Source organism: Lactobacillus panisapium, from assembly GCF_019469265.1.
Classification (GTDB): domain Bacteria; phylum Bacillota; class Bacilli; order Lactobacillales; family Lactobacillaceae; genus Lactobacillus; species Lactobacillus panisapium.
Genome location: NZ_CP048268.1, coordinates 1,955,502 through 1,968,035, shown reverse-complemented (window position 1 = coordinate 1,968,035; position 12,534 = coordinate 1,955,502). Strand labels below are relative to the sequence as shown.

The 12,534-nt window shown below is 35.8% G+C and carries 11 protein-coding genes; 10 read left to right on the top strand and 1 reads right to left on the bottom strand.

The window, feature by feature from the left end:
* Positions 1 to 24: 24 nt before the first annotated feature.
* On the bottom strand, positions 25 to 591 hold the full coding sequence (locus tag GYM71_RS09280; RefSeq protein ID WP_220220253.1) for a DNA-3-methyladenine glycosylase I: 567 nt from the start codon (positions 589 to 591) through the stop codon (positions 25 to 27).
* 219 nt (positions 592 to 810) lie between these two features.
* Here GYM71_RS09280 and GYM71_RS09275 point away from each other — a divergent pair, with 219 nt between their 5' ends.
* The 10 genes from GYM71_RS09275 (at position 811) to GYM71_RS09230 (ending at position 12,473) form a co-directional block, all read left to right on the top strand.
* The gene (locus tag GYM71_RS09275; protein WP_220220252.1) at positions 811 to 1,296 is read left to right on the top strand and encodes a hypothetical protein; all 486 of its coding nucleotides are present in this window, start codon (positions 811 to 813) and stop codon (positions 1,294 to 1,296) included.
* A gap of 53 nt (positions 1,297 to 1,349) precedes the next feature.
* Positions 1,350 to 2,747, top strand: coding sequence for a metallophosphoesterase (locus GYM71_RS09270; RefSeq protein WP_220221213.1), 1,398 nt, complete (start codon positions 1,350 to 1,352; stop codon positions 2,745 to 2,747).
* A 109-nt stretch (positions 2,748 to 2,856) separates the two neighbouring features.
* Positions 2,857 to 4,806: an asparagine synthase (glutamine-hydrolyzing) gene (gene asnB / locus GYM71_RS09265; RefSeq protein ID WP_220220251.1), complete on the top strand. Its 1,950-nt coding sequence runs from the start codon at positions 2,857 to 2,859 to the stop codon at positions 4,804 to 4,806.
* Positions 4,807 to 4,825: 19 nt separating this feature from the next.
* Entirely contained in the window at positions 4,826 to 6,088 is a 1,263-nt protein-coding gene (locus GYM71_RS09260) for a carboxylate--amine ligase (protein ID WP_103753010.1), read from the top strand.
* A gap of 261 nt (positions 6,089 to 6,349) precedes the next feature.
* On the top strand, positions 6,350 to 7,285 hold the full coding sequence (locus GYM71_RS09255; protein WP_220220250.1) for an SLAP domain-containing protein: 936 nt from the start codon (positions 6,350 to 6,352) through the stop codon (positions 7,283 to 7,285).
* 19 nt (positions 7,286 to 7,304) lie between these two features.
* Complete coding sequence (locus GYM71_RS09250; RefSeq protein ID WP_220220249.1) at positions 7,305 to 8,132, top strand: hypothetical protein; 828 nt, start codon at positions 7,305 to 7,307, stop codon at positions 8,130 to 8,132.
* Between the two features lie 469 nt (positions 8,133 to 8,601).
* Positions 8,602 to 9,474, top strand: a complete 873-nt coding sequence (locus GYM71_RS09245) for an ABC transporter ATP-binding protein (RefSeq protein ID WP_220221212.1) — start codon at positions 8,602 to 8,604, stop codon at positions 9,472 to 9,474.
* A gap of 5 nt (positions 9,475 to 9,479) precedes the next feature.
* Complete coding sequence (locus GYM71_RS09240) at positions 9,480 to 10,238, top strand: ABC transporter permease (RefSeq protein ID WP_220220248.1); 759 nt, start codon at positions 9,480 to 9,482, stop codon at positions 10,236 to 10,238.
* A 15-nt stretch (positions 10,239 to 10,253) separates the two neighbouring features.
* Positions 10,254 to 11,018: an ABC transporter permease gene (locus GYM71_RS09235; protein ID WP_220220247.1), complete on the top strand. Its 765-nt coding sequence runs from the start codon at positions 10,254 to 10,256 to the stop codon at positions 11,016 to 11,018.
* Between the two features lie 234 nt (positions 11,019 to 11,252).
* The gene (locus GYM71_RS09230; protein ID WP_220220246.1) at positions 11,253 to 12,473 is read left to right on the top strand and encodes an MDR family MFS transporter; all 1,221 of its coding nucleotides are present in this window, start codon (positions 11,253 to 11,255) and stop codon (positions 12,471 to 12,473) included.
* The last annotated feature ends 61 nt before the right edge of the window (positions 12,474 to 12,534 follow it).

Below are 12,534 nucleotides of genomic sequence, written 5' to 3'. Positions count from 1 at the left end.
CCAAAAAATGCTAGTTTGAGCTAATTATCCGTGATATTTAAACGGGCAATTTTCCAGATGGTCATTGATCAGACCAACTGCTTGTAAGAATGAGTATAAAATTACGGGTCCGACAAAAGAAAAACCATCTTTTTTCATTTGCTTGGCCATTTTTTGCGCAATTTTATTTGTGCTAGGGACATCTTCTTGTGTTAGCGGATGGTGCACAATCGGTGTTTTACAAAAAGTCTGCAGATAATGGGCAAAATTACCGTACGTGGCATCGATAATCAAGATCGCCCGGGCATTCTTAATTGCTGCCGTAATCTTTTGTCTATTACGGACAATGGAACTATCCTGCATTAAATCATTAATGTCGTTTTCATCCATTTGAGCGACTTCCGCTGGGATAAAATTGTGAAAATCACGGCGAAAGTTTTCCCGTTTATGTAGGATGACTGACCAATTAAGTCCAGATTGAAATAATTCTAATGTCAGCATTTCGTATAAGTAGGACTCATCTAAATTGAGTTTACCCCATTCATGGTCATGATATTGCTCCATTAAGGAATCGGTGGAACTGCTCCAAGGACAACGTTCTTTTTCTTGCATGTTAGTTTCTCCTTTAATTAAAAAATTTTCTTGTTATGACTAATTACGCAAAAATTGACCTTTTCCTTTTTTTAGTTAAAAAATGGTGCAATATTTGCTTAGCTGACAATTTTCTTTGTTTGTTGCTGAATTCGGCTGTAAAAGAATAAAAATTTTGTTCCTGAAAAGTGCAATACTAGTTTTTTTGGTATAATATAGACTAAACTTTAGGAGGATACCATGGAAAAGTTAGATACAGTGACTCTGGCCGATAACTTGGCCGAAAATCAAGAAAGTATTTTAAATAAAGAAACAGATTTTGACGCAGAGGCTGTTTATCAAGCAATTGATAACCTGCATGTATTGCATAATCCGATTAAAGATTACTTTGAAATGACGGAAGATCAGTACTATGAAGCTGAGAGTGATCATAAACTAACTTTGATTGACTTGTCAGATAAGTTGACTGACTTACACGATCGGATTTTAACTAATCATGTGGATGGTTATGCTAATAAGGATCAAATCAATCTGACATATAATCATGAGGATCCTTACGAAGACGATTTTTATAATGAGTCAGTTGATTTACATGTAGTAATTTATAGTTTAAAGGTAATTGGTGCGGTTCAAGCAATTGCACCTAAAGTGTTACAAGAAGTATTGTCTAAAGATGCAGTTTTGTCAATCGGTTTAGCAGCCCACGCATTGGCAAGCAACGCATAATTTTTGGAGCTGCGGCAGGTGCCCAGCTTTTTTCTTTGGGTTGAGGCAAGATGATGAGTGTTTTTAAGTATGCAATAGGTTTATTTGATCGTGCTAGTGGGGCTAAGCTGCACCACTTATTTAGTGAAAAAAATGTTCCGCTTGATCCGATGCAGGATTACTTGACGGTAGGGGAATATCACGTTGATGGCGAGCAGCATACGCCTAATAATCAACCGTATAACCTGACTGTCTATAAGGATGAAGACGAAGTTTTGCACCAAGCGCTCAGTTTAGAAAAGACTGCTAACTTGGCACCGGAATATGTTCGTGAATTCAGCCCTGAACTTGAGCGTTACCGCGCTTTTGTTAGCCGTAAGACCGGTCGCCGGTTTATCGTTGAAGAATACCTAGACGAATTTCTTAAGCGTGTCAAAGGCCATATTCGGGCCGGAAAAAATTCGGTTAACGTTAGTGTGATCACCGATACGCATTATAAAGACCGCAATAGTACGGACTTTTATGGCTGGAATGGTTTAACGCACGTTAATGAATTTTCTTACTTGGACGATTCAGGCCTGTTAGATTTAAAAGTCCATCTTGGTGACTGGATTGATGGTTCCGACACCGGTTTTTTAGGTGAAAGTGAATTAATCAAGCTGCGCAACTCATTTAAGTCGGATAAGGTCCCTTACTTGATGATTAAGGGCAATCATGATGAAAACGATAAGTACGATGAGCGTCATGATTTAAAGGCGTCTTTTCCCGAAAATGAATTTGAAAAAATCATGTGGCCAGCAATGTACGGTCAAAAGGGCGTGCATTATATTTCACGCCAGCACGGTGTCTGTTACTTTGATGTAGATAATGTTCGCTTTATTTCCGTCAATACTTCGGATTTGCCGTATATTTTAAATGCACAAGGTCAAAAGCGCTACGATGCAAAGATTACGTTAGCAATTAGGGAAGATCAGATTGAGGAAATCATTGAGATTCTGCAGCAATCTTCCAACAAAAACATTGTCTTCATGAGTCATGGTAATCCAATCAACCGCAAGGGCTCGAATGCTTTGAAGTATAATGGGCGTTCACTTCATGAATTGCTTGTTGCCTTTAATCAGGGCGAAAAAGGGCAAATGCATTCAAGCCGTGGTATTCCGCCAGAATTTCGCTTGGCAAACGATTTTGACTTTACAAATGTCAAAAATGCCCGCATTATTGCTTACTTTTGCGGTCATCGGCATGTTGAAGACCAGTTTAGGATTAATGGTATTCAATATATTTTGTTTAATTGCTCGGCGTTAATGGGCCCTAACCATGTTTTAACGACTAAGTACAATAAGAACTGGAAGCGGCAAATTGATCATCAAACCGAATTCGCAGGTTATATTGTCAATATTGACTCTGATCGGCATTTTATTCAGGTCTTTGGTTACGGCGCTGCCAGCAAGAGAAGAATTTTTTATATTTAATTAAAAAAGACGGGCAATTTGGTTTTTGCCCGGCTTTTAGCCTATAATAAGAAAGTTAAACTAAAAACATAAATTAAACGAATAAACAAATATTAAGGAAAGATAAGCTATGTGCGGAATTGTCGCATTTTATAATCCAGAAATAAATGATAAACAAGCTGCTATCGGCAAGATGATGGCGGCAATTAAGCATCGTGGTCCTGATTCAGATGGTTTCTATACCAATGATAAAGTCGCTTTAGGCTTTCGGCGTCTGTCAATTATTGACTTACGTGGCGGTAGTCAACCGATTTATAATGAAGACAAAACGCGGGCAATTATTTTTAATGGTGAAATCTATAACTTTAAGCCGTTAAGAAAAGAATTGATTGCGGCCGGTCATACTTTTACCACTAAATCTGATACAGAAGTACTTCTTCATGGCTTTGAAGAGTGGGGCATGGATGGCTTGCTCAAACGGGTTCGTGGCATGTTTGCTTTTGCCATCTGGGATGATAATACCCAGACATTGTATGGTGCGCGCGATTTCTTTGGAATCAAGCCGCTATACTATAGCAATGAAAACGGCCATTTAATGATTGGTTCAGAAATCAAGAGCTTTCTCGCTTTTCCAGGCTTTAAGAGACGCCTTAACATTGAAGCTGTTAAGCCATACTTAATGAACCAATATAATGATTTAACAGAAACTTTCTTTAAGGGAATTTACCGTTTCCCTGCTGGTCATTGGTTTGAATATAAAGATGGTGAAATGAAGACGCACCAGTATTGGGATGCGGAATATAAGGCTAACACGCTTAGCTTTGAAGAAACCGTCAATAAGATCAATGAGGACTTGCAAGAAACAGTTAAGCTCTATCATAATGCTGACGTTCCTGTTGGTGCTTTCTTATCTGAAGGGGTTGATTCAAGTTACATTACAAGTATCTTGAATCCAGACGACGTTTTTTCAATTTCTTTTGATGATGCCACCTACGATGAGGCCTCTAAGGCTAAGGCACTGGCTGACATGAAGGGGTGGAAATTTTTCTCGGATAAGGTAAAAGCCGATGAAGCCATGCATGATTTTGCGGAAATGCAGTATCACATGGATGAGCCTGATGCCAATCCGTCAATTATTCCACTGTGGTATCTGTGTAAAATGGCCCGTAAGCATGTCACGGTTGCACTTTCTGGGGAAGGTGCGGATGAATTGTTTGCCGGCTATGTCAACTACGGCATGCACACGCATAACAGCGTTATTAAGGCTTTTACTTCGCAGTGTAAGAAGTTGCCGAAGAAGAGTCGGGTTAAATTAGCGCACAAGATTAAGAAGATGCCTAACTTCCCTGGCAAGGTTCACCTCTACACTAATTTGGCGGAACCGAGTGAATTCTATGTGGGTCAATCCGTGATTTATGATATGGATTACCCGACGATTTTTACTTCAGAAGATGCCAATAGCATTTTGAAGCCATCATATCGCAATAAGCTAACGGTAAATGGCATTTACCAAAGTGACTTTAAGAAAGTTAAAGACCTTGATAATGTGCGGCAAATGCAGTACATCGACTTGCATCACTTTATGCTTAATGACATTGAGCAAAAGGCCGACAAGATTTCAATGGCACATTCTTTGGAATTACGTGTCCCGTATCTTGATAAGAAGATTGCGGAACGGGCTAATTCGATTCCAACGGATTATTTAGTTAATAAGCATGATACTAAATATGCTTTACGTAAAGCTTCAGAAAAAGTTTTGCCAGATGAATGGGCTAAAAGGCCAAAACTTGGTTTCCCAACACCAATTAAAGAATGGCTGCAAGAACCACGTTTTTACAAGCAAGTGCGGGAATTATTCAGCGAAGAATTTGTTAAGGACATTTTCGAGCAAGATAAGATTTTGCAGTTGCTAGATGATAACTATCAAGGTGATGGTTCACACCGCCGTCAGATTTGGACCATTTATACATTCCTTGTTTGGTATAAATTATTCTTTGTTGATTACGAAGAAACGGTCAAGAAATACCAACACGTTCAGCCGGAAGTAGCCAGCTTAATTGAACAAGGAAAATTAGTTTAATTGGGAGTAGATTTTTCAAATGAAACAAGATTTTACACCTATCTTACTTGGCAGTGATATCAATGTTTATGGCATGGCCAGGTCTTTTAACGAAGCATACGGCATTAGTGTTAAGGCACTGGCTGATACACAATTAGCGCCTACGCGTTATTCCAAGATCGTTAACGTTGAATTGCACCACGGCTTTAGCGAAGACCCGACCTTCATTGAAGTAATGCGGGAGCAAATGAAAATTTACCAAGATCACGATGAACCGGTAATTTTGATTGCTTGTGGGGATGGCTATGCCGAACTACTATCAAAGCACCAAGATGAACTAAAACAAGTTTTCGTTGTTCCATATATTAAGTACGATCTTTTGCAAAAACTGATTTCAAAAGAAGGTTTTTACAAGATTGCGGAAGAATATGGCTTGCCATATCCAAAAACAAAGATCATTACGATGGCTGACTTTAAGGCTGGTAATTACTTGGAATTCCCCTTTGATTATCCAATCGAATTAAAACCGGAAGATCCTGTATCTTGGCTAGATGTTCATTTTGAAGGCCGGAAAAAGGCCTTTACCATTCACAATGAAACTGAGATGAGTGATATTGTTGGTAAAATCTACGGCAACGGCTATCAAGCCGATTTAATTGCGCAAGACTTTATTCCAGGTGATGACTCCAATATGCGCGTTTTAAACGCTTATGTTGATAAAGATCATCACGTGAAAATGATGTGCATGGGTCACCCGCTTTTAGAAGACCCAACGCCGCAATCCATCGGGAACTACATGGCGATTTTGCCAGAATACAATGAAAAGCTTTACGAGCAAGTCGAAGCCTTTTTGGAAAAATTGAATTATACTGGAATGGCTAACTTTGATATTAAGTACGATACGCGGGATGGTAAATACAAGTTCTTTGAAATCAACTTGCGTCAAGGACGATCAAGTTTCTACGTTACCCTAAATGGCTACAATTTAGCTAAGTGGTATGTTGATGACTATGTCTATGACAACTTGAAAAACAAGGAAACGGTCTATGGCAATAAGTTAAAGTCAAAGCATGTCCTTTGGCTAGGAATTCCGGTTAAAGTCTTTAAGGAATACGCGCGCGACAACGAAGCCAAGAATTTAGCGGAAGAATTGATTCATGAGGGTCGATGCGGAACGACTGTCTTTTATGACAAAGACCGCAACTTTAAGCGTTGGCTGTTGATGAAATACATGTTTCATAATTACTATGGTCGTTACAAGAAATACTACCAAGTTAATAAAGGGCAATTTTTTGATAAATAAGTTGGAACTTGACTAATATTTATTTAATACCAAGAACTGATTTCTGTTATTTTGCAGAGTCAGTTCTTTTAGTTTCTATTAATACTTTTAAATACAATTAAGTAAAGCCATTTTTGACAACAAAATGTAGAAGATATCCGACTAGTTAACAAAAAGTGATAAAGAAAGAAGCTTGTCAATAATAGTTTTAGCCGATATAATCAATCTTATTAAGAGTAAATACTTTAATATATAGAGAGTTAATGACTTTGGAGAATATAAATGGATAAAAGAAAAACGTTAATCAAACTATTGACTGGTATAACTTTTATTGTCAGCTTAACGAGTATTGTGCATACAGTATATGCATCTGAAGTATCGCAGGAAACTATTGATTATGTTAATAAACTACCAAAATCAAGCCAAGAGAATTTTAAAAACTTGCGTGATAAGGCATCACAAGCTACTGAAAACGCCCAGGGGCTTGTAAAAGATTACGTACCATATATAAGTGAAGTTAGTGATATTTATTATAACCGAATGGCTAGTCAATTGAGTGTTAATGGACTTGATGCTTCAAATAAAGCATATATAAAAGGCAGCAAGTTACTAGCAGCAATTGATAATTATTGCTCTGATGTCAATACATTAGATGGTATACTTAATCAAAACAATCAAGAGATATATCTTGAAAAATTTAACGAAGTAAATAACTATCTAATGAGTAATCTAAATGAAAATCGCGATATAGTTAAAAATTTTGAGCAAGTTCTAACTTCATTTAAATCTGCCGATGATTCAATTGATATACTGATTTATGAATTGAATGAAATCGCAGAATATGGTGATGACACAATAACTCTTCGAAAAAATTCATATGTTTATATTCCTAACGATAAATATGCAGCTTTTTTTCCTTCAAAAAAATTGTTAAAAAAGGGATCAACAGTACATATGTTTTATTCTACTGTTTCTAATGGGAGAGGCTTTATTGAAATTGCAAAAAATAAATATATTCCCTCTGTAAATGTCAAGGGAAAATCAAGGAAACTTAAACGGAATACTTATATAATGGGTATGGATGGCTCGAAATTTAAAAAAGTTAAAAAGAATAAATGGCTAACAACTTATGGTATTCCTTTTGTAGGCTTAAAGGAAAAAATATACTATACTGTTAAAGGCGGTCACTATGTTAAAAAATCAGCTTTTATAAATTAATTTTTTGAGAACTTGATAAATGAAAAATCTTAAGAGAGAAATAGAACGTTGGAGCTTTTGGAAAATAGCTTTAATTGGAATACTTTGTTTAGTAATAATTTTTGTTACAGGATTTATGACAGCGATAAAATTAGAAACAAAACCTATCGAAACTGTAATAATTGATAAAGACTCAAACTCAGTTGATTATTTTTTGGACGAAGATTTTAATGAAAAGATTAAAAATAAGGATTATAATGCTGTAGATGCCTGTGTAAATACAAAATTACTGTTATCTGACTATAATTACGAGTATCTTGATCCCAATAAACCGGTTAAGACTAAAGGAAAGTTGAAAAAGTTTAGGCCGTATACTTTTCAAACAAATAGTCCTGATGCTTTATATCTATATGAATTTTATGCTGACAATAGTGATGAATTAATGTTTGAGATGAAACATGGATACGACAAAATAAATGAAAAATTGGCTGTTCCAGTGGATAAAATAATCTGCTTCAATACTTATAATCAAAGATTTAGTATTTATAGGCCATCATTAAATTTAAAATGGAATGAAGTCAAAGCACTTAAAGAAGCTAATTTATATTGGATGAATAATTCTGATAAGTTTTCAAATAACTTTTTTAATGCGCTTAACAGTATTATTTATAACATGATCCCAAACTCATCTTCAAATATTTCTAAAATTAAAGCACATAATAAACTTGCAAAGAAAAAAATTAGGCAACAAAAGATTGCTAACGATATATGGAGCAGTACTTGCTGGATAGATTTTATTTTACTTTTAGTTTTTGGCTTTCTGTTGATTTATAAATATATAATTATAGTTAAAAGTCAAAAGAAATAAATCGTATTAAAGGCTATCATGTATTAATCTGTCATTAAGAATAACTGATTTTTATTGGAAAGTAGGAAAACTTAAATAACAATATATTGCGTAGTAATATCAGTGTTTTAGACGTAAATTTCCCCTCTAGGTAAAAAAGAAAGAAATCTCTTTAACCATTTTTCTCTAGATAGGACGAATTGCTGGTGAAAAAACAAGTAAGTATGTAAAAAGATAAGTTTTTACAGGACTTAGTAACTATGGTTTAACTTAAAAATAGGCTATCTGGCTTCAATTGTGTTAATGAAGTCAGATGGCTTTTTTTTATTTAACGTCTTTTTGCCACTAAAAGAGTACTTGCAGCAGTAGTCTGTTTTGTGGTAATGTAATAGTGTAATACATAAATATTACACTATTTGATACTTAATATTTAAAAGCTGGAGTTTCTTTTTAGAAAGTGACCATGATTATGAAAATAGAATCTAAGACAATCCTCAATCTTGAAAATGTCAATACTTATATCGGAAAGACCAAGATCGTTCACGATGCGTCCTTTAGTATCAGGGCTGGCGAAATTGTAGGACTAATTGGTCCTAATGGAGCAGGTAAAACTACGCTCATGAAAACCATTTTAGGGCTAATGAAGTTTACCGGTGCGATCATAATGGACGAAAAAAGCGTAACTGAAAATAACCATCAGGCGCTAAGTAGTGTAGGGGCTTTGATTGAACACCCAGCAATTTATCCTTTTTTGACAGGTCACCAAAATCTCGAATTATATGCCAGAGAAAAAGAAGACTTGGACAGCATCGTATCTGTTCTAGGAATGAACTCATACATTAATAACAAGTCAAAAGGCTATTCTTTGGGTATGAAACAGAAACTGGGCATTGCAATCGCATTGCTCAATCATCCTAAACTAGTTATTTTAGATGAACCAATGAATGGCCTAGATATTGAAGCCACAATTGGCGTGCGTAAACTTATCAAGCAGTATGCGGATCAAGGCACAGCATTTTTGATTTCTAGTCACGTTTTAAGTGAGCTGCAAAAGGTAATGACTAAAGTCATTTTAATTAGTTCTGGCAAAATTATTGTTAACCAAGAAATTGAAAAGTTTAATGAAATTAGCCGGAGAAAGTATAAGGTAATTACCGAAAATAATGAGGCAGCAATGCGCATCCTGCAAAATAATAGTATTGCCTATTCTCCGCAAGATGACTACTTAACTGTTAACAGCCAAGATATTTTCCAAATTCAAGATGAGCTGTTTGAACACCGGATTCACTTAGAAGAAATGGCCCCAATCGAAGCTAACTTTGAACAAATTGTTGTTAACATCTTGGACAAAGAAAGGGGCTAAACATCATGGGTAAAAGTTTGAAAGAAGAAGTTTATAAGTTTAATCATGAAAAAATTTCCCTTTATGGTTTGTTAGTGCTGCTATGTGCCATGCTATATAACATTTTGACCAGTAAGGCTTTAGATCGCAGGTTCTTAATCTATGGCTTTGATGCAATTGAATGGATCCCGCTAATTATAATTACAGTTGGTTCGGCCTTTTTTGCGATGGAATATAAGAACAGAATGATTATGATGATGATGTATAAAAGCTCAAGTAAATTAAAGATTTACTTAGCTAAGTTTTTGGTCATTTTCTTTTACAGTATTGTTCTTGCTTTAGCGGCAATTCTTCTTACTTTTTTGTTTAGTTTTCTTTTTATTGGCCATAAATATGACTGGATTACCACTGTTGACGGGCATTCATTAATTATTGACCTTTTGACTAATATGCTGGGGGCAGTCATTTACTCCTTTTTTATTACCGGTTTATCTTTTATGCTGTGCATGTTAACCAGAAATAACGCGGTAGTAGTCTGCATCGGGATCGTTTTAGCATTTTTTGGCGCAGATTTTTCAAGTGCACTGATGCAGGCTTTTCCCAGTGCAGTAAGAATTATCAAATGGAATCCCCTGAGCATGATTTTTATATCACAGCAACTGACAAGGACGTCCTTGATGTCAACTTCGCACTTGCTAGATAGTGAACTAATTATTGCCAATATCGCTTATGGGTTGATCTTTGCAGTACTTGGTTATTATTTATTTAAAAACCGGCGCGTTTAGGAAAGAGGTTTTAAAATGGCTTATAGTATTAAACAAGAACTATATAAATTGACTCATCGTAAAATCACCTGGATTTCGGCCATCTTGTTATTGTTTCTGATGATTTTTACAGGCTTTTCTTTAAGTGATGAAGTTAAAAAGTTGTTATTAACACTAACCTTTGACTCCTCTGACTTTATCATGTTTATCTTGGTCATTGTTGGTGCAACTAGCTTTTCGATGGAATTTCAAAATAATGCTATCTTGACGCTTTTGTACAAATCAGCGAATAAGATTGAAGTTTATTTATCAAAATATCTTGCAATATTTATTTACGATATTTTTCTTCATGTTCTAGCTATTTTTTATACCATTGTTTTGCGTTACACAATCTTTAGATACAATGTAGATTGGAATACGATTTATCTCTATCATCAACCGGTTTGGATTAACATGCTTGCGACTTCTGCAATTGACCTAATCTCAACAATGTTAATTATTACGATTGTCTTCCTGCTGTCTTGCATAATTAATAACAATGCGATTGTCATTACAGTCAGCTTGTTAGTTACATTTATGGGACAGAGCATTTCTGCCAGTTTAATGAACAGACATATGCTAATTCAAGTGATGAAGTGGAATCCCTTTAACATGATTGACTTGACTAGACAATATGCCAATTACAGTATGTATGTATTAACAACGCATTTGAATAACCCGCAAATTTTGCTTGGATCAATAATTTACATCATGATCTTTTTTATCATTGGCTATCTAATTTTCCGGAAAAAGCGCTTCTAGCATTTAATTGTTTGAAGCTGCTTGTTTTAGAAGCATATCTTGAAAAAGTTAATTTTTATTAAAAGCAGACCCCAAAAGATGATCTTGGCTCTGAACTGAGTATCATCTTTTTTTGTGCGCTTAAAAAAGTCGTTAAGCTTTTCGCGTTAGTATTAAAGTAAACTCGGGGTGTTCTTTTGGCGCGCAACTTGTTAAACTGGTTAATGGAATTCAACTATAGAAAGGACTGAATAAATGAAACTTAAACATGGATCAAATAATGAAACAGAAGTTAAGTTACGCTGGCTGCTAGTAGGAGAGCTAGCAACATGGATTGGGTCGAGCTTTGTTTGGCCTCTCACTTCGGTCTATCTAAATAAGCAATTGCACATCAGTCTATCAGTAATTGGACTGGTATTATTTTGCAATTGTGCAAGTAACGTACTAGGCTCTTTTACAGCTGGACGTTTATATGATCGCTGTAATCCATATCCACTAATTGTTGCTGGTCTGGGAACTGATGCACTAGTCTTATTTTTTATGGCCTTTTTCCACGGCTGGCCAGCATATTGGATTTGGCTAATTATCACGGGTTTTGTCAGCGGCTGGAACGGCACAATGATTAACTCAATTGCAACAAGTTTGCGCAATTATCCTGGTCGCTATGTCTTTAACTTAATTTACTTTGCCCAAAATGTGGGTACAGTAACAGGAACCTTACTTGTTGGCTATCTTTATGACTTTTCAATTGAGTTCTTATTCTTACTAGCCGCATCATTATTTGCAATTGCCTGCATTAACGCGGCGATTCACTACCGCCCAGTTATTAATTTTCATAAAGAGCGTGTAGCTAAGAGCAAAAACACTGGTGAGAAGCCTAAAGCGGAGCCAATGCCTAAGCATAATATGATGCTAATGATTGGTTTTCTTATTTCCTTAGCGGTAACGTGGCTGATGTATATGAACTGGGAATCCAACCTTTCTGTTTATATGGTGTCATTAGGGATCCCGTTCCATTTATACAGTTTGTTATGGACGCTAAACGGCGCAATCATTGTCACAGTGCAGGTTATTCTGGCTAGATTCCCTCATCTGTTTAAAAATTTATTCCAACAAATTATTTTTGGCACAACAATGTTTGCAATCTCATTTGCAACGCTTATTTTTGCCCGTGATTTTGCCCATTTTGCATTGTCGATGGTGATTCTAACATTAGGCGAAGCAACTGCTTTTCCAGCTGTTCCAGCATACATTAATGATTTGTCACCAATGAGCAGTAAGGGTAAGTATCAAGGAGAAATCAATGTCGCTCGTGGCATTGGTCAGGCCTTTGGTCCGCTATTTGGCGGAATGGTTATTGATCGAGCTGGATATATCCCATTCTTTATCATTGCTGCTACGGGGATCTTCTTAATGGTTCTGTTATTAATCCCACTTCATGCAAAACTACGTAAATATATCAAACTTTTTAAGTAATTTTGTAAAGGCTTTTTAATATCTGCTGCTTGCTTAAAATGATAATATTAATTTAGTCTAA

What these genes read in the sequence shown, in the direction of transcription:
- GYM71_RS09280 (WP_220220253.1), bottom strand. Translation starts at nt 591, where the DNA reads ATGCAAGAAAAAGAACGTTGTCCTTGGAGCAGTTCCACCGATTCCTTA.
- GYM71_RS09275 (WP_220220252.1), top strand. Translation starts at nt 811, where the DNA reads ATGGAAAAGTTAGATACAGTGACTCTGGCCGATAACTTGGCCGAAAAT.
- GYM71_RS09270 (WP_220221213.1), top strand. Translation starts at nt 1,350, where the DNA reads ATGAGTGTTTTTAAGTATGCAATAGGTTTATTTGATCGTGCTAGTGGG.
- asnB (WP_220220251.1), top strand. Translation starts at nt 2,857, where the DNA reads ATGTGCGGAATTGTCGCATTTTATAATCCAGAAATAAATGATAAACAA.
- GYM71_RS09260 (WP_103753010.1), top strand. Translation starts at nt 4,826, where the DNA reads ATGAAACAAGATTTTACACCTATCTTACTTGGCAGTGATATCAATGTT.
- GYM71_RS09255 (WP_220220250.1), top strand. Translation starts at nt 6,350, where the DNA reads ATGGATAAAAGAAAAACGTTAATCAAACTATTGACTGGTATAACTTTT.
- GYM71_RS09250 (WP_220220249.1), top strand. Translation starts at nt 7,305, where the DNA reads ATGAAAAATCTTAAGAGAGAAATAGAACGTTGGAGCTTTTGGAAAATA.
- GYM71_RS09240 (WP_220220248.1), top strand. Translation starts at nt 9,480, where the DNA reads ATGGGTAAAAGTTTGAAAGAAGAAGTTTATAAGTTTAATCATGAAAAA.
- GYM71_RS09235 (WP_220220247.1), top strand. Translation starts at nt 10,254, where the DNA reads ATGGCTTATAGTATTAAACAAGAACTATATAAATTGACTCATCGTAAA.
- GYM71_RS09230 (WP_220220246.1), top strand. Translation starts at nt 11,253, where the DNA reads ATGAAACTTAAACATGGATCAAATAATGAAACAGAAGTTAAGTTACGC.